General features: G+C 45.8%; 20 protein-coding genes, 6 tRNA genes and 1 pseudogene. 1 reads left to right on the forward strand and 26 read right to left on the reverse strand.

All coding sequences use genetic code 11. The features are described from left to right. Positions 1–100: 100 nt before the first annotated feature. From BUB66_RS08655 to BUB66_RS08745, 19 genes and pseudogenes are all read right to left on the reverse strand, one after another. Positions 101–703, reverse strand: coding sequence for a DedA family protein (locus tag BUB66_RS08655; RefSeq protein WP_073257612.1), 603 nt, complete (start codon positions 701–703; stop codon positions 101–103). A 59-nt stretch (positions 704–762) separates the two neighbouring features. After that, the gene (locus BUB66_RS08660) at positions 763–1,137 is read right to left on the reverse strand and encodes a hypothetical protein (protein ID WP_073257614.1); all 375 of its coding nucleotides are present in this window, start codon (positions 1,135–1,137) and stop codon (positions 763–765) included. Positions 1,138–1,170: 33 nt separating this feature from the next. Continuing rightward, a complete protein-coding gene (locus BUB66_RS08665) occupies positions 1,171–2,520 on the reverse strand; it encodes an AAA family ATPase (protein WP_073257616.1) in 1,350 nt (449 codons plus the stop codon). After that, on the reverse strand, positions 2,520–2,813 hold the full coding sequence (locus BUB66_RS08670) for a hypothetical protein (protein WP_073257618.1): 294 nt from the start codon (positions 2,811–2,813) through the stop codon (positions 2,520–2,522). The genes BUB66_RS08665 and BUB66_RS08670 overlap by 1 nt, the downstream gene beginning before the upstream one ends. A 36-nt stretch (positions 2,814–2,849) precedes the next feature. Continuing rightward, positions 2,850–3,278 carry a hypothetical protein gene (locus BUB66_RS08675; protein WP_073257620.1) on the reverse strand — a complete coding sequence of 143 codons (429 nt, stop codon included), beginning with the start codon at positions 3,276–3,278 and terminating at the stop codon, positions 2,850–2,852. 305 nt (positions 3,279–3,583) lie between these two features. Continuing rightward, positions 3,584–3,721, reverse strand: a pseudogene (locus BUB66_RS12155) (site-specific DNA-methyltransferase); the annotation flags it as partial. Positions 3,722–3,786: 65 nt separating this feature from the next. After that, positions 3,787–4,374 carry a thioredoxin-dependent peroxiredoxin gene (gene prxU, locus BUB66_RS08685; RefSeq protein ID WP_084098940.1) on the reverse strand — a complete coding sequence of 196 codons (588 nt, stop codon included), beginning with the start codon at positions 4,372–4,374 and terminating at the stop codon, positions 3,787–3,789. A 288-nt stretch (positions 4,375–4,662) separates the two neighbouring features. Beyond that, a tRNA-Ser gene (locus BUB66_RS08690) sits at positions 4,663–4,757 on the reverse strand. 36 nt (positions 4,758–4,793) lie between these two features. After that, positions 4,794–4,884, reverse strand: a tRNA-Ser gene (locus BUB66_RS08695). A gap of 7 nt (positions 4,885–4,891) precedes the next feature. Beyond that, positions 4,892–5,347 carry a tRNA adenosine(34) deaminase TadA gene (gene tadA / locus BUB66_RS08700; RefSeq protein ID WP_073257624.1) on the reverse strand — a complete coding sequence of 152 codons (456 nt, stop codon included), beginning with the start codon at positions 5,345–5,347 and terminating at the stop codon, positions 4,892–4,894. A gap of 26 nt (positions 5,348–5,373) precedes the next feature. Further along, positions 5,374–5,450: transfer RNA gene (locus tag BUB66_RS08705), tRNA-Arg, on the reverse strand. Positions 5,451–5,480: 30 nt separating this feature from the next. Further along, positions 5,481–5,557: transfer RNA gene (locus BUB66_RS08710), tRNA-Arg, on the reverse strand. Between the two features lie 6 nt (positions 5,558–5,563). Next, positions 5,564–5,659, reverse strand: a tRNA-Ser gene (locus tag BUB66_RS08715). Between the two features lie 9 nt (positions 5,660–5,668). Beyond that, positions 5,669–5,755 (reverse strand) — tRNA-Ser (locus BUB66_RS08720). Between the two features lie 44 nt (positions 5,756–5,799). Beyond that, the gene (locus BUB66_RS08725; RefSeq protein WP_198409417.1) at positions 5,800–6,492 is read right to left on the reverse strand and encodes a HesA/MoeB/ThiF family protein; all 693 of its coding nucleotides are present in this window, start codon (positions 6,490–6,492) and stop codon (positions 5,800–5,802) included. Between the two features lie 5 nt (positions 6,493–6,497). Then, positions 6,498–6,722, reverse strand: a complete 225-nt coding sequence (locus BUB66_RS08730) for a MoaD/ThiS family protein (RefSeq protein WP_073257674.1) — start codon at positions 6,720–6,722, stop codon at positions 6,498–6,500. A gap of 12 nt (positions 6,723–6,734) precedes the next feature. Then, the gene (locus BUB66_RS08735) at positions 6,735–7,775 is read right to left on the reverse strand and encodes a tungsten cofactor oxidoreductase radical SAM maturase (protein WP_073257628.1); all 1,041 of its coding nucleotides are present in this window, start codon (positions 7,773–7,775) and stop codon (positions 6,735–6,737) included. An 83-nt stretch (positions 7,776–7,858) separates the two neighbouring features. Continuing rightward, a complete protein-coding gene (locus BUB66_RS08740) occupies positions 7,859–9,652 on the reverse strand; it encodes an aldehyde ferredoxin oxidoreductase family protein (protein ID WP_073257630.1) in 1,794 nt (597 codons plus the stop codon). Positions 9,653–9,802: 150 nt separating this feature from the next. Beyond that, a complete protein-coding gene (locus BUB66_RS08745) occupies positions 9,803–11,725 on the reverse strand; it encodes a sigma-54-dependent Fis family transcriptional regulator (protein ID WP_073257632.1) in 1,923 nt (640 codons plus the stop codon). 87 nt (positions 11,726–11,812) lie between these two features. Here BUB66_RS08745 and BUB66_RS08750 point away from each other — a divergent pair, with 87 nt between their 5' ends. Further along, positions 11,813–13,000, forward strand: coding sequence for an MFS transporter (locus BUB66_RS08750; protein ID WP_073257634.1), 1,188 nt, complete (start codon positions 11,813–11,815; stop codon positions 12,998–13,000). A gap of 9 nt (positions 13,001–13,009) precedes the next feature. On the opposite strand, the gene BUB66_RS08755 is transcribed toward BUB66_RS08750, so the two are convergent. The 7 genes from BUB66_RS08755 to BUB66_RS08785 all read right to left on the reverse strand — a co-directional run bounded on the left by BUB66_RS08755 (position 13,010) and on the right by BUB66_RS08785 (position 22,234). After that, positions 13,010–13,432 (reverse strand): pilus assembly PilX N-terminal domain-containing protein, encoded by a 423-nt coding sequence (locus BUB66_RS08755; protein WP_073257638.1) that lies wholly within the window; start codon positions 13,430–13,432, stop codon positions 13,010–13,012. Positions 13,433–13,461: 29 nt separating this feature from the next. After that, a complete protein-coding gene (locus BUB66_RS08760) occupies positions 13,462–14,799 on the reverse strand; it encodes an ABC transporter permease (protein WP_073257676.1) in 1,338 nt (445 codons plus the stop codon). 18 nt (positions 14,800–14,817) lie between these two features. After that, positions 14,818–16,542: an efflux RND transporter periplasmic adaptor subunit gene (locus BUB66_RS08765; RefSeq protein WP_073257640.1), complete on the reverse strand. Its 1,725-nt coding sequence runs from the start codon at positions 16,540–16,542 to the stop codon at positions 14,818–14,820. Positions 16,543–16,573: 31 nt separating this feature from the next. Next, positions 16,574–17,275 carry an ABC transporter ATP-binding protein gene (locus BUB66_RS08770; protein WP_073257642.1) on the reverse strand — a complete coding sequence of 234 codons (702 nt, stop codon included), beginning with the start codon at positions 17,273–17,275 and terminating at the stop codon, positions 16,574–16,576. A gap of 92 nt (positions 17,276–17,367) precedes the next feature. Next, complete coding sequence (locus BUB66_RS08775) at positions 17,368–17,979, reverse strand: TetR/AcrR family transcriptional regulator (protein ID WP_073257644.1); 612 nt, start codon at positions 17,977–17,979, stop codon at positions 17,368–17,370. Between the two features lie 4 nt (positions 17,980–17,983). Next, on the reverse strand, positions 17,984–19,126 hold the full coding sequence (locus BUB66_RS08780; protein WP_073257646.1) for a TolC family protein: 1,143 nt from the start codon (positions 19,124–19,126) through the stop codon (positions 17,984–17,986). A gap of 18 nt (positions 19,127–19,144) precedes the next feature. Then, positions 19,145–22,234: an efflux RND transporter permease subunit gene (locus BUB66_RS08785; RefSeq protein WP_073257648.1), complete on the reverse strand. Its 3,090-nt coding sequence runs from the start codon at positions 22,232–22,234 to the stop codon at positions 19,145–19,147. Positions 22,235–22,236: the final 2 nt, after the last annotated feature.

Consider the following 22,236-nt stretch of genomic DNA (forward strand, 5'->3'; position numbering starts at 1 on the left):
AAAACACCGCTTTTTATAAAAACAGAAGCGGCATCATACCACTAATAAGGCTTAATTTTCTAGCTGTAGTCGCCCCATCGTTTTTGGGTTTGACTTCCATTCAAATTTTTAATTTTTTCTTAACCAAAATGAGTCCCAAAATCAAAAAAATCAACGACCCTACAGTCATCGAATAGTAATCCATATAAAGCACAACCTTATCCCAAGCATTCCCGGCTAATCTTCCCAGGAAAACCAGAACTGTATTCCAGATAAACGTCCCTATTACAGTTAGAAGTAAAAAGATATTCATTTTCATCCTTGCCATACCCGCAGGGACCGAGATTATGCTCCGCATGAAGGGTATAAATCTGCATATCAAAACGGCCTTGCTACCATATTTATCAAACCAGCGCCTTGCATTGCTTAAATCCTCTTTTTTTAAGCGGAACACCTTAAAAATCCCTCTGCTAAAAATTCTTTCTACCTTCTCAGTAGTGAACTTTCGCCCTATCTCATACAAAAAAATTGCACCCGCAACTGCTCCTAAAGTGGCAGATACGACGACCCCCCATACCTTCATATTCGTATAGACGGTTACAAAACCGCCAAAAATAAGAATTACCTCGGAAGGTATGGGCGGAAAAATATTTTCTATTGCAATGAGAAAGAAGATGCCGGCATAGCCGTAATTGTTGATAATTTCTATGATAAATTCCTGCATTGTATTTTATTTTCCTCCGGCTTTCCATTATTTTAGCCAAGTTATTTTTCCTTCCCTTTTTAAGAAACCGGACGCCTCTCGAAAAATAAATTTATCGCCGATAAATCCTCATCGAACCCTTTATTAGTTTTTGATGCACCTTTCAATAATACATCCTTAATTTGCACGGGATTACCTGTCCTAAGCCAATCTTGAATATAATACACTAATGTTTTATAATCTCCTTGAGAATTAGTAGCCCTAACCACATCTTCAATCTGACTTATTATCGTTGGTTTTGTGACTCCATGCTTATGTGCAACTTTTTCGATAGCATTGCCGATTTCAATAAGATAAAAGATTTCTTCCTTATCTCTCCAGTTGTTGTCCTCAATGTATTTTTTATAGTAATGTGATATCAAATCAAGACATGTCTCTATTTTTTTACTTGCCATTTTTATCATTCCTCCTAATAAATTTTAATTTTTTTATAAAAACCCTAGATGTATTTTTTGGACCTTTTTTATTCCCGAATTGCCCTTCAGTATCTTTCCCGAGGCTCTTCTTATGTCTTCACAGGTAATAAGCCTCAAAGCTTTTATGTCGGCATTATCAAGGTCAATGCGCTCGGCCTGCATTAACAGACAATTTTGAAGAAGCCGCCTTGCCTCCCGTCCGTTACCGTAATCATCGCTTTTAGCCCTTTCTTTAAAAAATTGTACGGCTACTTCTTCCCACCCCTCTTCCAGCTCTATATCTAAATTTTTTGCAAGAGTGTGGAATATCATCGGCATCTCTTTTTCCGGTGAGTAGGGGTAAAATTCAATAAAGAAAGTGATGCGCGACGCTATCCCCGGATTGCTCTTTAGCCAACCTCTAACCAAATTATGTTCTTCGGCGACACCTCCACCGTAGCCAGCGAAAATCACCAACTTATTGCAGTTCTTTGAAACATTTTCAAGCTGAACGCATAATTCTGCAAGTATCTCTTGCGAAAATGTATCCAAACCAATTCCATCCGTCGCAGATACAGAGTAAATCTCATCCAAAAATATCACATCGTGTTCCTCAAACAATTTTTTCGTCATAGGCGCACTATGACCTACAAACTGTCCTTTGCAAAGCGTTACAGCGCTGCCGGAAATCATACGATTTCCCGGCAAAAGTCCTTCTTCGCAAAATATCTCTCCCATAATTTCCGCCAGGCGGGTCTTTCCCGTACCTGGTGGTCCGTAAAAAAGGAATATTGGAGCAAACTCAATGGGAGACAGGCCAAACTTTCGTCTTACCTTCCTTAACTTCAGCAATTTCACAGCCTGAAGAATTATTTGTTTTTGTCCATCGAGTCCGTAAATCTCTTGGTTTAACCTATCGTAAGCAGATTTTTTTCTTTGCCCAGAGCTTTCTCTAGGATTTCCGTCAAGCCCAATACTGCAATAATCCGTAGTTTCTACCTCCAATATTTCTCCGTCGCCTATTTCAATTCCTTCTAGTAGTTTTTCAAATATCACATCGAGATCCTCTTCTACTTTATCTTCCAAATCGACTTTATAACCTTCCCCGCTTATAAAGGCAATTGTGATCATCCTCAACTCTTCCGAATCCGGACGCTCGATTATCGCTGAACAAAGTCTTTCAATTGCCGAGACGTCTTTAATCATCTCAAGAAATCTCCTGTATTTTTGCTTTTTCCTTTCAAGACCAAAAATTTCGTATATAAATTTTACATCTTCCTCTATCTTAGAAATCGGCAGTCCGGTTTTAATCGCTACCCTTATGCAAGCAGCCTTACTATCCCGATCAAGAGAATATCTCCTTTTTTTATTTACCATCTTCATCAATTCAACCCTCCATTATAATATTCCGACAGGGAGTCGGGGTTATATTTATCATAATACTCATAAGCTTTATAATAAAGTTGAATGGGGGTTTTTATCCTCCTATGCTCTATCACGCTCTTATATTTGCGGTAATAATATACGGCTGCAGCGGAAAGATCTAAGTAATACCTGCCTTTCTTTTTTTGCGCTCCAAGTCTCTTCATTATGTTTATCGCCTCATGATACTTTAAATTTTTTCCGCAGGTAAGATAATAATAAATTACTCTAAAATCAAAAGATGATATATTCATTGCTAAACCCTCCCCCTGCTAAATTTAATTTTTATTTCAATCTTGACCTTCATATCTTTTAATTTTCAACACTTTCCCCTCGCTATCAAACAAAGCTGTTATCTTAGTATCCGGTTTTAATTCAGGGTGACTCAAATAAAAGCGAGTTAGACCATCAATTCTACCTTTTACAGTCCTGTGAGTTTTTGCGGTTATCTTCTCTCCATAGTAATCTATAATTATCTCCTCGCCCAATGGCATCACCTTACCCACGCTACTTTTTGCCCCAAGGGTCAATATCCCAAATTTTACCTGTGTTTCCGTCAGTGTATGGATTGTAGTTTCATCTTCCTTTTTCCCTTGCATTCTTACGCTCTTTAACTTAACTGAATCAATACTCAGGTCTTCATTTTCAAGGTCTATATTGAACAAAAATTCCACTTCCAGAACTATAGAAGCTTTTACGTTTCTTTTTTTCACATTCATTATGATCGCTCCTTTCCGTTTAATTTTTGCCATCTTTACCATAGTTTAATTTATAGATTAATTATAGTTTGTATTTGTTAATTTGTCAATATATATTTCTTGTTATCATGTATTTTTTTATCTTGTCTTCATTGTACATCTGCAATGCTTATTTAAATAAAAAAAACACACTCCCTTCTTCACTAAAACCGGAGTGTGGTCAATAAATCAGCATGGGTCAAGTCTTGAGCTTCTTCTAGAATTAGGCTTACTTTTCGTAATATTCATTCTTCTATTCAAGTTAATTTTAATTCAAATAAACTACATTGTTCCGGATTTTCCAAAAGCTTCCTCATTCGGTCAGAATAAGGTACTAACACCTTTCGCACATCGGCTTTAGGAAAATCCGATTTTGACAACCACCAAACAGTATTAACCGCGTCTTTTACCCTTATCTTTCGTTCTTTATCAAATTTCATGCTCCCTTCGCATCTGCGTTATCAACAATCCTGCACAATACAATCGCGTTCTACTTCGGTTGCCATTCCTTCCACACGTTGCCTATCAATGCGGTTGAGGGTTTTAGCGTCTTTTCACCCTCTTGCCAGCCCGAAGGCATCACTTCACCGGTTTTCTTGTGATGCTGAAAGGCTTTAATCTGCCTGATCAGCTCGTTTGGATTTCTTCCCACCGGAGGAGTCAATATTTCCGCAGCTTGAATTATGCCATCAGGATCTATCAAGAATCTCCCGCGGATGTTCACTCCCGCCTCCTCATCGTAAACTCCATATAGCCTTCCTATGCTGCCATTTTGGTCTGAAACCATCGGGAATGGAATTCCGCCTTCTACCATTTTCGACAGCTCAGTATCATTCCATATCTTGTGGGAATACACGCTGTCGACGCTTACGGAAAGTATCTCGACATCGAGCTTTTTCAGAGTCTCATAGCTAACTGCTATGTGCGAAAGCTCGGTAGGTCAAACGAAGGTAAAATCTCCCGGATAAAAACAGAGCACCACCCATTTGCCTATGTAATCTTCTAGGGAAACTTCCTTTATCTTCCCCTGGTGGAAGGCTTTAGCTTTGAAATTCGGGGCCTTTTTCCCTACCAGCATATCTGCATCTCCTTTCCTAAATATAAATTAGATTACAAATTCGACAAAAAAAAAACCAAAATCCTGCCTTAAATTTAAAATTCTTCATACATTTTTCTTTATTTATGTACACCCTTAAAAACTATAAAATAAAAAGACCACACTCCATCTCTTACGCAGCAGTGAACATGGAATGCGGTCATGTGGACTAAAAACCAATATTCTTTTGTATATATGATTCTCTTAAAAATATGCTAAAAACTATATCCCTTACTCCTTGTCCCTTAATCCTTGCAAACCCAATAAAAATGGCGGAGAGAGCGGGATTCGAACCCGCGAGACGGGCTTAACACCCGTCTACTCGATTTCCAGTCGAGCGCCTTCGACCACTCAGCCATCTCTCCGCACGGTCTACCTAAAGTTAAATATTCTATTTTAAATGGCGGAGAGAGTGAGATTCGAACTCACGAGGCGGGGTTGCCGCCTACTCGCTTTCGAGGCGAGCGCCTTCGACCTCTCGGCCATCTCTCCACCAAGATTATCTTTTTTGCCTGAAAAATTCCTTCAGCAAAGCTCCACATTCCTCCGCCAGGACCCCCGATATCACTTCAGGGTGGTGGTTGAACCTTTCCACTTCGAAAAGGTTTACCACACTCCCTGCAGCACCAGCTTTCGGGTCCCAAGCGCCAAAGACCACCCTGTCGAGCCTTGCTAGTATTATTGCCCCTGCACACATAGGGCATGGTTCTAAAGTTACATACAAGGTACACCCAATGAGCCTCCACGAACCCATCGCCTCGCAGGCCTTTTTTATGGCCAAAATCTCAGCGTGAGCAGTAGCGTCCTGGCTCATCTCCCTCGTGTTATAGGCCCTGGCGATAATACTCCCATCCTTAACTATCACCGCTCCTACGGGCACTTCGTCAATATCGAAGGCCTTTCGGGCTTCCTTCAAAGCTTCTCCCATGAAATGCTCATGAGTTAATTCCTGCATTACCTTACCCTTTAAAGTACAATGAATGGTGCGCCCGGGAGGACTCGAACCCCCGGCACGCGGTTTAGGAAACCGCTGCTCTTTCCTCCTGAGCTACGGGCGCATGTTCAAAAAAATAAGATTTAAATTAAAATGGTGCGCCTGGCAGGAGTCGAACCCACAACCTTCTGATCCGTAGTCAGACGCTCTATCCAGTTGAGCTACAGGCGCATGAAGTGGCGGAGAGAGCGGGATTCGAACCCGCGATACGGATTTTAGGTCCGTATAGTCGCTTAGCAGGCGACCGCCTTCGACCTTCTCGGCCATCTCTCCCCGGTCCTCTGGCAGAGGGGGAGGGATTCGAACCCCCGGCCCTTTTGGGGCACTGGTTTTCAAGACCAGCTCCTTAAACCACTCGGACACCCCTCCGCTTTATGCGGCAATACAAAGTATAGCATATTGCAGGTCTATTGTCAACCGGATAGATTTATCGTAAAGTACTCGTGGTCCAGCAAATTCACAAAAAGGAGCCGGTTCCTTAGAATTTCTCCCCTGCCTATCAGGACCTTTACTGCCTCACTGACCTGAATAGCGGCGACCACTGCCGGAGTGAAAGAGGGATTCCCGAGCTGCGCCTCGATTCCCTTATTGCCCGCACCAGTGTATATTCGATGCAGTGTCCTGTCTCCCGGAAAAACTGTTGTTACCTGCCCGTACCACCCGGCAATAGCTCCGTGAATCATTGGAATTCCGACTTGTTCTGCAATTTCTTCAAGCAAAAGTCTTGCTTTTATATCGTCTAAAGCATCCACTACTAAATCGTTTCCCATGAGAATATCCTTGCCATTTTTTTCGCTGAAAGCCTCTTTTACCGCAATCACTTTTACATCGGGATTTACAAGTTCCATTCGCTCTTTGGCCTTCAATGCCTTGCTTTTTCCAAGAGAATTCATATCCGATAAAATCTGGCGGTTTAGGTTCGATTCTTCGAAAACGTCTTTATCTACTGCGGTGATTTGTCCGACACCTAACCGCCCAAGCATTTCAATTATATAGCCCCCTAGCCCGCCGCACCCGACCACGCACACCTTTTTTTCCCTTAACTTTTCAAACTCTTGCGGGCTAAGAGAAAATAGATTTCTCTCGTATCGCTTCTTTACGTTCACATTCATCAACCTCCGCCGACAGCCGGGAATATCGAGAGTATGTCGCCATCTTCCAACTGCGTGCTCAATGCAGCATCTCTGCCATTGCGAAGTACTATGGCGATTTCCTTGAGTTCGATGCCGACAAATTTTATTACTTCTTCTACCGTTGTGCCTTCTTTAATATCAAGCTCTATTTCCTTGCCCCTTCCATGCCTTAAAGTAGCAAAAAGTTTAACTTTTATCTTCACCATATCACTCTCCTAAGGGCACAAAATTATTTTTCTCCACCACAGACAATCTCCGCAGGAGGGAGAAAATCCATAGCAATCGGAGGTGGTATCTCTTACCAGGTCACAGCCTTCCGCTAGGTCGCAGTCGGTGCACGACGGAAATCGAGTATAAAGCACCGCTTCTCTGAAAGCCCTGTATTCCGGCATTTCCCAAATTTCTTTCAAACTCCTTTCTTTTATGTTGGCAAACACGTGGCGAACAACTTGTTTTTCCCTTTGGAAAACATACTCTAGACAGTTATGAGCAAATCTGTAGCAGGAGGTCACAGAACCATCTGCCGTAACCACAGCCGAGTTATTCTCTACGAAAGCACACCGCCTCTCAGTCTTGAGTTCGAACTCCGGCAGCAGTAGTTCAATGCCTTTTTTCAATGAATAATTTCGCAATGATTTAAATAATTCCTTCATTCTTCGATTTTCATACCGGGAGTACAGAATTTTTTTTGCGTTTTCAGGAGTTTGAGGCAAGAGGTTAGAAAAAATTACCCCTTTAGCTTTATATTTTTGGGCCAAATCTATGATAGCATAAACATCTTGAACGTTCTCTTCCCATAAGACAAACTCTATGAAAAGGCGGGGAGTTTCGCTTTTTTTTCTCGATTTTTCTTCATTTAGCATTTCAATGTTATCGAGCACCACTTTGAGATTTTCATTCCTTATTTTCATGAAGCTGTCCTCGAGACCATCTATTGAAACAACCAGGGCATCGCAACTTTTTACTATTTTTTGCAGAACTTCACCTTTTACCATCGTGCCGTTGGTCGTAATCGTCAAGTGATAGCCCCCGAACTCCTCAAGGGCATCCAGTATCAGCGGTGACATCAAAGGCTCACCTATTCCTCCTAGTACAATCCTTTCAAGTTTTTCACACTCTTTGATGCTATCTAATAAATTTTTATAGGTTTTTTCGTCCATTTCGTTCTGGACGTGTTCCCATGACTTTCTGTAGCATATAGCACAATTCAAGTTGCACTTTTCCGTAAGTTCGATATATAGTTTTTTAAGGCTCATCTGAAAAAATCTCCTCTCTTGCGGCTTTTGCTGGCATTTTAAAAAGGATGGGCCAGAAAAATCCGGCCCTCCTCCAAAATGCCTTATTCTACCCCAAGTTTCCTCAAAGTCTCCTCGGTGGGATTCCCGTCCTCATCCCAGCCTCTCAGCCGATAGTATTCGGGAAGCATTTTGTCCAACTGGTGGACGTAGCCCTTCGATGGCCCTTCAGGCATCGGCTCTTCAAGCAGGCGCCTGGGAAGAGTATCCTCTTTTGGACTCACCCCGGCTTTAATGTTGAACATTCTCTCCAGATTCCAGATGCGCTCTCCGGCCTCCAGAAGTTCTTCGGGAGTAAACCCGGAACCCGTTGCTGCGTTGTAGATTTCGGCGTAATCAGTTGCATCTAGGGCAAAGGAGGTGAAGAGGCACATCCCCAGGGAATCTATCGCCGCCGTCAGGTCCTGGAACAGTTTGACCCATCGAGCTTTGCCTTCTATTGAGAACCTATCTAATTTTTCGGGCACGCCCAATATCTCCGGCGAAATCATGTAGCCTCTCACGTGGCAGCCGCCCCTGTTGGCAGTGGCGTATTGAAGCCCATGCCCCTGTACGCCCCTCGGGTCATAAGCGGGCAGTTCTAATTTCTTTACCGACATGGAAAATTCAGGAGCTCCATACATGGTTGCCAACCTATAAGAACCTTCGGCCAGCTTATCGCCAAATCCTTCCCTGTATCCCATCTTCTTTGTCCACTCAACTATTGCCTCTTTGTCTCCAAATTTGAGACAGACTCCTCCCAGTTCCTCGTCTTTTATATACCCCTTCTCGTAAAGTTCCATAGCGGCTGCTATTGTCGTTCCCGCAGAAATCGTATCGAGTCCCAGCTCGTTGCACCAGAAATTAGCTTTTATTATAGCCTCGAGGTCATCCACTCCACAATCGGCTCCGAAGGCCCATATTGTCTCATATTCGGGACCTCCGCCTTCTATTTCATTGGTCTTGCAGTATCTGCCGCACGCTATGGGGCAGCGATAACAGGGATCTCTTTTTACCAAATACTTCTCAGCCAGCGTCTCTCCACTTATCTTTTCAGCCCCATCAAAATATCCCTTTTGAAAATTCCTAGTGGGAAAAGCACCGTTTTCGTTTATTATATTCACAAGAACGGCAGTCCCGTAATTGGGGAGGCCCTGTCCGGTAACGCCGTGCTCCCTGATCTTCCTGGTGCAGCGGCCCACCACTTCTCTCAGCGCCTCCGCATCATGGACTTTGGGGCTTCCGCTTCCTTTTACCGCTATAGCTTTTAGGTTCTTTGACCCCATTACCGCACCTACTCCAGAGCGCCCGGCAGCCCTATAGTAGTCGTTCATTACGCAGGCAATCCTTGAAAGCTTTTCGCCAGCCGGTCCTATGGCCAATACCCTCGTTTTTGGAGGCATTTCCTGTTCTATAGCTTTGGTGGTCTCCGACACAACCCTGCCCCATAGGTGGGACGCATCTTTTATCTCGACCTTATCATCCTCTATAGTTATATAAACCGGAGAATCTGCCTTGCCTTCCACAACAATCATGTCATAGCCTGCAGCCTTTAGCTCGGCTCCCCAGTACCCACCGGAATTGGAAGAGGCTATCGTATCTGTAAGCGGCGATTTAGTGACCACCATGTATCTTCCCCCGGTCGGGGTAGGCGTGCCAGTCAGAGGGCCGGTCACAAAAAATATTTTATTTTCCGGGCTAAATGGGTCCACTTTAGGATCGACTTCGCTATAAAACATCCTATTGGCAAGACCTCTGCCCCCAAGGTATTTCCTGGCAAGGCCAAGGTCCAGGTCCTCGACCCCATAAGTTCTGTCGCTAAGGTTCACTCTCAAAACCTTCCCACAGTAGCCCATCACGACATTCCTCCTTCCGATTTTTCGGAATCACGCCCGGGCGTTTATCTCCAAAATAGTTTTTAAAGCAAATCGTATGCCAGCAAATTCGTAACGCCTCTTTCTCAATAATACCACCGTTAATGTTCCATTTTGTAACATTATGTAGGATAATCAATGTTCCATTATAGAACAATGCTCTTTTTTGGCGCATCTCCCCAGGTTGTATTTTTTAATTTTTCTATAAAGGGTATTTCTTCCTATCCCGAGGTCCCTGGCAGCCGAAGTAATATTCCAGCCGTTATGCTCAAGGACTCTTAAAATGTGCTCCTTTTCAGCGGCCTCCAAGGAATTATTTGGTAAATCCCTGTCCAAGGTGATATTCATGGAGAATTTTTCTTCCACGAGAACAGGTATTATTCCTTCTGAATTTATGACAAATTCAACGAAATTCTCTAGTTCCCTTATGTTGCCCGGCCAATTGTATTCTGTCAGAGCTTTCATGATGTTTTCAGGAATCTCCACAGGTTTTTTATTTAGCCGCCGTGATATCCTTTTCATAAAGTAATCTATTAAAATCGGAATATCATCTTTCCTTTCCCTCAGCGGGGGCAGTCTCAAGGGTATTACGTTAAGTCTATAGTAGAGGTCCTTTCTAAAATTTCCCTTCCTCACTTCTTGTTCTAAGTCCTTATTCGTAGCAGCGATTATTCGCACATCAACAGGGATAGGCCTTGAGCCCCCTATGCGCGTCACCACGCCATCTTCAATTGCCCTGAGAAGCTTTACCTGCATGTCAAGAGGCATTTCCCCTATTTCGTCAAGGAAAAGCGTTCCTCCGTCAGCAATTTCAAATTTGCCGGGCTTTCCGCCGCGCCGCGCACCGGTAAAAGCGCCGTCATCGTAACCGAACAGCTCCGACTCTATCAATTCCCTGGGGATGGCCCCGCAGTTTATTGCGACAAAAGGTTCATCGCGCCTTGCGCTCTCATTGTGTATGGCTTGTGCAAAAAGCTCCTTGCCTGTCCCGCTTTCGCCGGTTATAAGGATGGTTGAGCGACTATTAGCAACCTTTTTGGCGTATTCCACCAGTCTTACGAACTGCTCGTTTTTGCCTATTATCTTGTCGAAAGTATAGACTGCCTTCATACCCAGGATTTTATGAGCCATTTTTCTCACATTTTTAACCTCTTTGAACACACAGACTATCTCTTTTAAAATTCCCTGACCATCGTGAATCGGGTATGCACTTATGCTGTATTTCAAGCGGTTCTTCCTCGCGAAAACGTCCACTTCTTCGTCGTATATGCCCTTTCCCGCCATTAATTGGCTTTTTACTTTGCTCCAGCCGTCAAAGAGATCCCGTATGTTTATCCATTTGATTTCGTCGGCATCGTATCCAAAAATTTCCTGAGCGTGCTTGTTGAAGGTTTTGATTTTTCCGAAAAGGTCAGCCGTTACAATTCCTGCCGGTATCGCATTGACCACGGTCTCGATCTGATTTTTCGCAAATGCCAGTTGTTCGTTAAACCGCTTTATTTGAAGCAGATTTTCTATGGCGCTAGCCGCGGCTGCCACCATCCCAAGGGTGTGGGAATGGACGTGCTCGCTGTAGCCAGTAAGGTCAAGGACTCCCGCCATTTCCCCTCCGGGCTCTCTTATCGGCGCAGCAGAGCAGGTCCACCTGTGGTAAGCCTTGATGTAATGCTCATCGCCAGATACTTGGAGGGGCATCCCTTCCACCAAAACCGTCCCCATGGCATTAGTTCCGATGCTCCTTTCATCCATAAATGCCCCGGGGACCATTTTTAGCGAAATCGCCTCGCTTAATATCCTTTCGTCGCCTATAATCTTTAGTATGCATCCTTCATTGTCGGTGAGGATGGCAATAAATCCCGACCCCTTCACAAATTCGTAAATCTGCTCCATAAAAGGCATGGCCGTGGTTATGAGCTCTCTGTTCTTGTCCAGCCTTTTTTCTAATTCCTCCCCCGAAATAATTTTCCTGCTGTAAACCTGATCTCTGGATATACCGTATGATTTACAACGTTCATGGGATCTTTTTATATACTCCCGGCAGGAAGCAAAGCTTTCCATCCTTTTGTGACCCCCTAATTTGTGAAATTATGTTATAATAGTCTGAGGTAAGTTTTAATAAACCATTTTTTAGGAGGAATTTTTAAAATGAACCTCACATCATTCTCGGCAGAAGTCAGAAACGTAATTATGATTTCTGCGGGAGTTTTTATCGCGCAGGCAGTTTTTTCTTCCATTACGCCCTTTCTCCCATCGCTGCTCTTAGAGATGGGTACGAAATCGGACATAGCCCTTTGGTCTAGCCTCATTTATGCCGCCAACTTTATCACCACAGGCATAATGGCGCCCTTATGGGGTGCCATATCTGACCGCTACGGAAAAAAGCCTATGATGGCAAGGGCAGGCTTCGGGATGGGGGTGGCGTACCTCCTTATGTCTTATGCAAAAACCCCCGTGCAGCTTTTCCTCCTTAGGGCATTAAACGGGGCTTTTTCAGGGTATATACCTGCTGCCGTAACTTTCGTCGCGGCAACGAGCAGTGCTGAAAATCTAAGCCATAATATTAGCCTTGTCAATGCCGCATCAGCCGTAGGTTCAATCATAGGTCCGCTCCTCGGCGGAATTTCGGCAAAATTCCTCGGAGTTAGAAGAAGCCTTATCCTGGGCTCCATCATTTTATTTGTCGCCGGAGCCCTTCCTTATGCGACAGGCGTGCTAGAACCAAAGGAAAGCAGGAAAAACCTCTCGATAAAGGAAGGCATAGCTCAAACCTTAAGAAACACGCAGCTCCTTTTGATTTTTACAACCGGATTCCTGATGCAGGGAGCAATCATGGCAATACTCCCCACCTTAAACCTCGTTATGCAAAATATTGCACCTCAGAATGCCGAATTTTACACTGGGCTCGTCTTTTCCATCATCGGAATCTCTACCGCTATAGCATCTCCTATAGTCGGAAGACTCACAGGCATACCATTGACAACCCTCTATAGGGTTTCGCTCTTGGGCAGCACCCTGATCACCGCTCTTCAGGGCTTTGCAAATTCTGTATCTTCTCTTTTAATTTTGAGGTTTATTTTCGGATTTTTCAACGCCGCCATGACCATAGCCTGCAATGTCCTTATTGCAAAAAACGGAAACAGCTCCTCTCATGGAAGTTCCTTCGGCGTATACAACGGAATTATTTCGCTCGGCCTTGTTTTTGGCTCTACTTACAGCGGCATCATGGGCAACCGCTTTGGCCTCGCGTATTCGTTTTTCGCCAGCGCATCCATGTTTTTCGCCGCCTTTTTGATATCGTTTTTTATAAAAGAGCCTGCTTCCAGCGAAGATTGAAGGTTAACGTTAAATTTCTTCCTTGCCTTCTCTCTTCCATGAAATAACATTTAGTTCGACGCCACTTTCGATTTTTAAAATTTCTACCACAACCGAAATTACTTCCTTTGCCTTGCCCGCAAAGCCCCGGGAAGTTATTCTAAGCCTCCCGGGGCTTATTTCTTGGACCGAAACCTCGAAATAGCCGTTCCCTAGGCCTTCCCGCCATGCAGGTCTATAGTTCGGGTCCTCCTTTAATGTCGCGAGGGTCTTTTGAATCCCTGCCTCTGCAATATAATACGATATCGTTAAATCCCTAAAATACGCTGTTTTTTTAACCTCTGATGTAACCATATCTATTACCATCGCACCTATTAAAAAAAGCAGTGAAGCCGTCAAAATGACGTTAACTAGGGCAAAGCCCCTATATCTTTTTGATATAGCTTTATCCATTGTGTAAAACCTCAACTTAATTTGCCTTTTTATCTCCTCAGGGCCTCAACCGGTGGAACGGAAGCCGCCGTCCATGCCGGGTATACTCCAAATAGCAACCCGCAGCCCAAAGCAACGAAGACCGCAACTTTTACCGCATCCATGCTTACCACTGCGCTAAAGCCGTAGTTGTTGAAGACATTTACCCCCCACATTCCTAGTAGCGTCCCCAGTGCCGCGCCTATCCCGCTTAGATAAAAAGCTTCCATCAAAAATTGCAGGAGTAGGTCGAACTTCTTTGCCCCAAGGGCCCTCCTCACTCCTATCTCCCCCGTCCTTTCGGTCACTGCGACAAGCATTATATTCATTATGCCGAGACCTCCGACCAAGAGGGATACAGCCGCTATCCCTCCTAAGAGCAGGGTCATTATGCGGTTTGCTTTGTCTGCTTCCTCCACTAGGGTATTTAGGTTCGTAATCGTGATTATATCCTTTCCAAGCTCAAGTCCGGGTTTTTCTCCTTTGCTCTGGCCCTCTTTTTCAGGAGGTTGAGGGATAGGAAGCGAAGTCCCCTCCGGATTTTCCTTCCCCTCTTCTCCAGGCACTTGCTGGCCTCCGCCTCCTGCCTTCGGCGCGGTCACGTCCAGCCCCAATTTCCGCCTGTATATCCTCCCAAGCTGGGCTATAGCAAGCTCTGCAGCCTTTGGAGACTCTGCCTTTACCCATAATTCGTCTACCGTCTTTTTGCCTGCGATTTTTAAAGCCGTGGTATAGGGTACCACCACTTTATCATCTATGCCTTCCGCTTGTCCTGAGCCTTTCCTTTCCAGGACTCCCACTATCCTGTACGTCTGCCCGTTTATCGTAACCGTATGACCAACCGGGCTCCTACCTCCTAATAGCCCTCTCCCTATATTGTATCCAACCACCGCCACAGGTGAGCGCTGCTCAACGTGCCACTTGGTAAAAAAGCGCCCGGAAGCTAATTTGTGGTCCCTGAGCTCGGGGAAATCGCTCGATACCCCCAGGACCTCCACCTGTCCCCTGGTTCTTCGCCAGCGCAAGACTGCATTTGTCCGCACTACTGGCGATGCATATTTTAAACCAGAGACCCTTTCTAAAAGCTCCTCAGCTTCTTCTGGCTCAAACTCTGCTTTTTCGTCATGAGCTTTTATTACTATGACATTAGAGCCCAGGCTCTCGAACTGCCTCACCACAGCAATTCGAGCACCTTCACCTATGCCCATGAGGCTTACAACCGAGGCTACACCTATTGCTACCCCTAGGATAGTAAGGCCAGCCCTAAGGGGGTTTATCGCAACTCCCTGCCATGCCATCTGGGCGGCAAAAAGGAACCTTACCCAGAAGGACCGCCACGAATTAAGCATCTTCACCTTCATACCCCCTCAGTTCCCTTTTTGGCCGGTGTTCTCACTACCGCCCTGGCCTTGGCCGCTTCCCTGCTGGCCGCTCTCGGGGAGAATTTCGTTGGTCTTTATCTTCTGCCCGGGGAGCACGTCGGCACTGCTTCCGGTCACCACCAATTGGCCTTCCTCTAGGCCGCTTTTTATCTCGGCGTAGCGGTCATTCATCAGTCCAAGCTCTACTCGCACAACTTTTGTTGTCCCGTCGGGCTGCAAGACCTCCACTGACGGCTGCCCGTCTTCTTCAAATACCGCCTCTATCGGAACAAGAAGCACGTTTTTTGCGCTTCCCGCTTCTATATAAGCCTTTGCCTGCATACCAGGCCTTAGCTCAGAGCTCCCCTTTACGCTGATTAACACTTCAAACCTGGTAATGCCGCTCATGTCCTTTCCCATAGTAGCAACGTGCAGAACCTTCCCTTCGAAAGTCTTCCCCGGAACGGCGTCGACCGTCACCTTCACCGGCGAGCCCTGTTTTACTAAAAGCACATCGACATCGTCCACTTGGGACCAAAGCTGCATGTTCTCCACATTGTACACGCTCCCCAGCCATTCGCCCATCTGTACTGTCCTCCCCGGCTGGGCATTTATGTCCGCGACAATTCCATCCATAGGAGCCCTTATTTCCAAAAGTTCCAACTGGCTGTAAAGTCTTCTCAACTTATCTTCAAGCTCCATTATCTTTTCTAACTCTTCTTCCAGCAATTCTCTCACGTCCGAACCGGCTAGTGAAATTATCGGGTCTCCCTTCTTGACTTTATTTCGGTTTTTTACGTATACTTTAGTCACCCTGGCTTCTACGTTGCTCGTAATGGCTTCTTCTACGGAATACCCTTCTACTTTGGAGGGAAATTTGAGCCACAACACTCCGGGCTCGTCGGCTTTTCTAACATTTTCCGGCGCAACACCTATGTAAACCGACATTTCAGGCATCACAAGGCCTGGATTGTCTCCTTCGATTGTCATGTAGTAGACATATTGATAAAGGGGTTCTTCACCGTCTCCTTGGCTGGTACTTAAAGCCGGCTCGGGCACCGGTTCGTCGTTTAGATCCATTATCCTGCCTTCTATGACGCCTTCAAACTGGTAAAACCTCAAAAAGGCCTTGGTAAAGTTTTTCGCTATCTCGTATTCCCCCGGATTGAGCTTTGCTACGACCTTAAACTTCGAATCATCGACTATCCTCGCAACTATCTCCCCCTGTTTTAGCTCAGCCCCTTCTTTTAAAGTGAGCCCTATGACCCTTCCGTCCACCGGAGCTTTCAGCGTTATACCTTCAGCAGGATTGAGGCGGTAAACCTCTTCAGGCTCAAGCCCTACTTTGTCGGCAAGGGATTCCTTGGCAGCCTTAAGTTGCTGCTCCAAAGACTCTATTTCCCCCTGGATGTTTGGCGCCCTGAGCCTAACGAGGAGCTGCCCCGCCTTAACCTCGTCGCCTTCTTTTACAAACACTTCTTGTATTATATAGCTAGCCGGCCCCTGGCCGTCCATGCTGTAAGGCACAATTATACCGCCACCGCTGCTGGGGTTCAACGGTCCCGATGTTTCCACTCCCACGCTTATGTCTCCCCGAATCACTTTAGCAGTCGCGTAAAGCGGCCCCGAAGTTTTTTCTTCAGGGTCAGGCATAAGGCTCTTAAAAGCGTAAAATCCCACCACAGTTATCGCTGCTATCAAAGCAGCTACAGCAAAAATCCTTTTGTACACAAAAATTACCCCCTCTACATCCATCCATCGTCTATAATATTTCCTCGCGCTCTATCCTTCCGTCCAGTAGCCTCACGACCCGCTTTCCATAGCTGGCCATCTCCCCGTCATGGGTTACCATCACTAAAGTTATGCCCCTTTCCGAATTCAGCTTTTGAAAAAGCTCCATGATGGTCTTGCCAGTCCTGGAATCGAGAGAGCCTGTGGGCTCATCCGCCAGGATTAAGAGCGGCTCTTGGGCAAGGGCCCTTGCTATTGCCACCCTCTGCTGTTCGCCCCCTGAAAGTTCAGAAGGCCTGTGGTGCACCCTATCCAAAAGCCCTACGGCCTCTAAAGCTTCCTTAGCCCGTTTTCTTCTTTCGGCAGTGCCCATCCCCCTGTATATCAACGGCAGTTCCACATTCCCAAGGGCATCGAGCCCCTGGAGCAGGTGAAAGCTCTGAAAGACGAATCCTATGTACTTGTTTCTTATCTCTGAGAGTCTGTCATCGGAAAGCCTCTCTACCTTCATCCCATCTAAAAAATATTCCCCGGCAGTGGGCCTGTCCAGGCATCCTATTACGTTCAGCAGCGTAGACTTCCCCGAACCCGACGGGCCCATTATCGAAACGAATTCGCCCCTTTTGACCGTAAGGTCGATCTCCGAAAGGGCTTTTACAACGCTCCTGCCGGTTTTATACTCTTTCGAGATGCCTCTCAGCTCCAATAAATCCAACGTCTCACCTTCTCCCATAAAATGAAGCCCCCCGCTTAAATCCTATCAGAAGCGAGGGGTAAAATCAACTAAATTCTGATTTCGATTTATTGTCTATCAGTTTCGATGCATCATCTCAAAATCCCATTTAATACTACGTCGATTATCGCCCTTTTCAGCCCTCCAGGACTCATCCCCTCATTGCCGAGGTCCCCCGAAAAAAGCGCGAGGCGGCTAGATTCTATCAGAATCATAGCCGGTATTCTGGGGTTGATGTCCTTTATTTTCCCCGCTTTTATCCCTTCCGCCAGTATATCCTCTATCACCTTTGAAGCCTCGCCCCTCACCTTTACCATCCATTGGTACAACCTCTCATCCATTTCCCAGCGGTCCCTTACCAGTAGCTCGAAAAAGCCTGATGATTCGTGGAGTATGTCTATCAACAGCCCTAAAGCATTTTCGAGTTTTTCTCTATAATCCTTACCGCTGCAGGCCGCTTCCTTAAATTCTTTCAAAAATTTTGTTGTGAAATACTTTATGACCTCGACAAAAAGGTGTCGTTTGCTTTTGAAATATTCATACACCGTCCCCTTTCCTATTCCAGCTTCCTTTGCTATCTCTTCCACTCTGGCTCTGTGAAATCCCTTGCTTGAAAATATCTTCCCCGCAGCGATTATTATCTCTTCGTACCTTCCCTTTTTCTTTTTAAAAGCCGAGTCATATTTAATGGAAATCTCCTCCATCATGTCACCTGCTTATACTCATGTAAATTACATTGTCCAGCGATAATGCCGCAAGGTTGTAGCCATAGATAGCCGCTGCTTTCTGCTGCCTTACCTGCTTTACAGCTTCCTGCGCCTGGAAAAGGTCTACGCTCCGGATAAGGCCTGCCTCATAGCTCAATTTTGCTATGCGGTAGCTTTCCTCTGCCATCTCCAGCGATTTTTCCAAAATAGGTATATTAAAAGATGCCGCAGTATAGTCAAGGTACGCCTTCCTGACTTCTTGCTCTATCTTGCTTTCCACGTCCTTATAGTTGAGCTCAGCCTGTTTCAGGGCATACTCTTTTTCTTTATATTGGAATGTATTTTCGGGATAGACCTTCTTGGTCATATCAAAATCAAGTCTTGCAAGCTCCAGTTGTTCCTTTGCCTGAACTAAATCTATCCTGTTTCCCCTGGCCTTTTCAAGGAGCTCTTCTAAGCTCACCTCTTTTTCCACGGCCTTGAACTCCGAAGCTTCGGTAAGCTCTATAGGCCTTGCCATATCTATCCTGATAAGCTTTTTAAGGTCTATATACGCCTTTTCCATATCTACCTGGGCTTTTTTAAGTTCGGCTTCTTGCGTCGCCACTTTTACCTGGGCATCTAGCACATCCTTTTTCGTCGCCGAGCCGTTTTTGTAAAGGGCGTTTGCGATTCTCTCCATTTCTTTTGCCCGCTCGAAGCTGTCCTTTGCTATTTGGACCTTGTCCCTTGCGGAGAGTGCGGCATAGTATGCCGCCTCCACTGCAAATCGGATGTTCCTTTTGGCCGCTTCTAATCCCAGCACGGCAAGCTTAAGTTCCATGTCGGCAGCCTTTTTTCCGAGCTCCATCTGGTATTCGTAGTCGAAGTCCTTAATCGACATACCGTACTGCTTTAATTCCTCTTCCTTTTCGTCGACTTTCTTTTCCCGGTACCTCAGTTGCTCTCTTTTAAGCTCGGCCTTTTGCACCGCCAGCTCAGAAACCCCGATAGCCGGGTTCTCCCTTAAAGCGATCTCAACCGCTTCTTTAAGCGTGAGCTTCAGAGGCTCCTTTGGGCTTTCGCCCGGCGCCCCTGAAGGCAAACAAAACGTAGAAATCGCAAGGATAGTAGCAAGGGCTATAATTCCCTTCAGCCTTTTCACGCCTTCGACCTCCCGTCTTCAAATTTTTCTTCGAGCAGGGCGAAACCTGCTGAAAATTTTCCCAAAGTCCTCAAAAACAGTATAAAGAACCGGCACTACTATCAGGGTCAAGACCGTCGAAACCGCAAGTCCACCCATAATTACCGTCGCAAGGGCTGCCCGCATTTCACCGCCTTCGCCCAGCCCCAACGAAAGGGGAAAGAGCCCTAGTATCGTAGTCAGTGTCGTCATCAATATAGGCCTCAGCCTTATGGGCCCGGCCCGCAAAATCGCCTCTTCCCTAGAAAGCCCCCGCTCTCTCATCTGGTTTACGAAGTCTATCAAAACTATTCCGTTATTGACGACAATACCCGCCAGTGTTATCAAACCTATGAAGGACGCAATATTGAAGCTTCTCCCTGTGAGAAGTAGCGAGAACACCACGCCGATGATGGCAAGGGGCAGGGTAAACATTATTATGAAAGGCTGGAGGAGCGACTCGAACTGCGACGCCATCACCATGTAGACGAGCAGTATCGCCAGTGCAAATGCGAGTGCCAATCCCCCGAATGATTCCGCCATCTGCTGCTGTTCTCCGCCCATTTCAATAAAGTAGCCTTCGGGAAGCCGGAGGTTTTTGAATTTCTGCTGTATCTCTCTGTTTACATCCCCGGAGAACCTTCCTACTACGTTGGCCGTAACCTTTATCGTCCTGGACTGGTCCTCCCTGTTTATAGATACAGGCCCTTCTTCTTTTTCCACTGAAGCTATGCTGGAAAGGGGCAGCATCATACCTGACGGCGTTGGAATTGCAAGGCTCTTTAATTTTTCTATGTCATCCACCAGGTCTTCCTTGGCCATGACTTTCACATCTATTTCTTCGCCGCCCGTCCTCAGCCTCGTAGCTACTGCGCCCTGTACCGCAGATTTCACGTAATTTGCCACATAAGCGGAATTTAACCCGTAAAGCGAGGCCACATCCCGGTTTACCCTAATGCTTATCTCAGGCCTTTGCTCGGCAAGGCTGCTTTTTATTTCCCTCGTCCCTTGGACCGATTTGACGATATCTTCTACCTGTTTGGATATCTCTTTTAGTTTTTCCAGATCATCGCCCTTTATTTTTATGGATACAGCTTCCGATGCTTCTCCCATGAACATCATACCGGCAAGAGACACCACGCTCAATTTCACACCGGGAATATTCATCGTCTTAGACCTGATTTCTTCCGTAATCTCTTCGCTGTTTCTCTTCCTTTCGGACAGAGGTTTCAACCTTATCATCACCGTTGCCTCATTGTCCTTCTCTTCACCCGACTGAGAAAAACCTGCGATCGTCAGTATGCTCTCTATCTCAGGTATATCTTTTACCCTGGAAACCAACTCATCTACCGTGCCTTCAAGCACTTCTCTCCTCGTCCCATCAGGCATCTGTGCAGTAATCATAACCATGCCCATGTCAAATTTGGGCAAAAACTCCGTCCCTACTAAAGGTGAAAGTGCTAAGCTCAAAATGAAAAACACTGCCGCTATTCCTACTACAGCTTTTCGGTGTCCCAAGGCCCATCTTAGAGCATTTTTATAAAGCTCAAGCAGCCTGCTGAAGGCCCGGTCAAATTTTTCGCCGGCCTTCGCAACAAAACCAGCTTTCCCCAATGAGACTCTCCCAACCATCAGTCTGGAGCACAAGAGCGGAGTGAGCGTGAGCGAAACCGCAAGCGAAGCAAGGAGCGAAAAGGTAACCGTCAGCGCCAGTTCCTTAAAAAGCTGGGCGGCTATACCCTGGACATATACTACGGGCAGGAAGACTACAATTGTAGTCAGCGTAGATGCTATTACAGCCCTGGTGACCTCATTTGCGCCTGATATTGCCGCCCCTATGTTGTCCTCACCTTCCTCCCTGTGCCTGAATATATTGTCGAGCACTACTATGGAGTTATCTACTAACATGCCGACGCCTAGCGCAAGTCCACCCAGCGAAAGTAGGTTCAGCGTCAGGTTTCCGAAGTACATCAATATGAACGTGGTTATTATGGATATAGGCATCGATATACCTATTACAAGAGTAGTCCTAATATCGCGAAGGAAAAGGTAGAGAATAGCTACGGCTAGAATTCCTCCTGTAATGGCGTTGCTAACCACGTTGCCAATAGACTTCGTTATGAAATTGGCTTGGTTAAATACGATGCTGTATTGCGAGCCGGAGGGAAGCTCCTTCTTTAGATTCTCCAACTCTTTTGCCACTTTGTCTGCCACTTGGACGGTGTTGTAACCGCTTTGCTTGTAAAGCACAAGTACAACGCTGGGCTTGCCGTTGAGTTTGGAAAGGACGTCAGTCTCATTGGCGTATTCGACCTCGGCTAAACTCGAAAGAGGTATTGTGCTGCCTGAAGCTGTGGTTACAGGCAGGTTCTTAATCGCCGATACATCCGCAAACTCTGAGTTTATCCTTACCAAATATTCTCTTTTCCCATAAGAAATGCTTCCTCCGGGGAGGTTTAGGTTCTCAAGCTGAAGAGCTTGGGCGATGGAATTCATGGTGGTGCCGTACTTTACCACCTTTTCCGGATCTACCACCACGTGAATTTCCTTCGTCGTCCCGCCAAAGACCTGGACCATTCCCACCCCTTCGAGCTGAAGCAGCCTATTTTTTATTTTGTCATCCGCTATCTTTTTGAGGTCCTCTAGGTCCCTTCCTCCCGCCACTGCGATTTCCATGAGGGGCATCTGCGACGCATCATACTTGTAAATCTGCGGCGATTTTACTTCCGACGGCAGCATATCTTTTATCAGGTCTATCTTTTCCCTAACCTCTAATACGGCAAAGTCCATATCGGTGCCCCAGTTAAATTCTACCGTTATATTGGACGCGCCTTCTACCGACGTGGATTTTATGCTTTTTACATTGCTAACTGTCGAAATAACTTGTTCCAGCGGCTTTGTCACAAGGTTTTCAACTTCTTGGGGGCCAGCCCCTTGGTACCTCGTTATTATCATAATCGTAGGAAAGCTTATATTTGGCAAAAGGTCGGTGCCGAGCCTGGCGAGTGAAACAGCTCCGAGCACCAGCACCATGACGACGATCATCACCATGGTAACGGGGTGTTTTATAGAAAGTTTTGCGAGGCTCATTT

The organism is Caldanaerovirga acetigignens, assembly GCF_900142995.1.
GTDB lineage: Bacteria > Bacillota > Thermosediminibacteria > Thermosediminibacterales > Thermosediminibacteraceae > Fervidicola > Fervidicola acetigignens.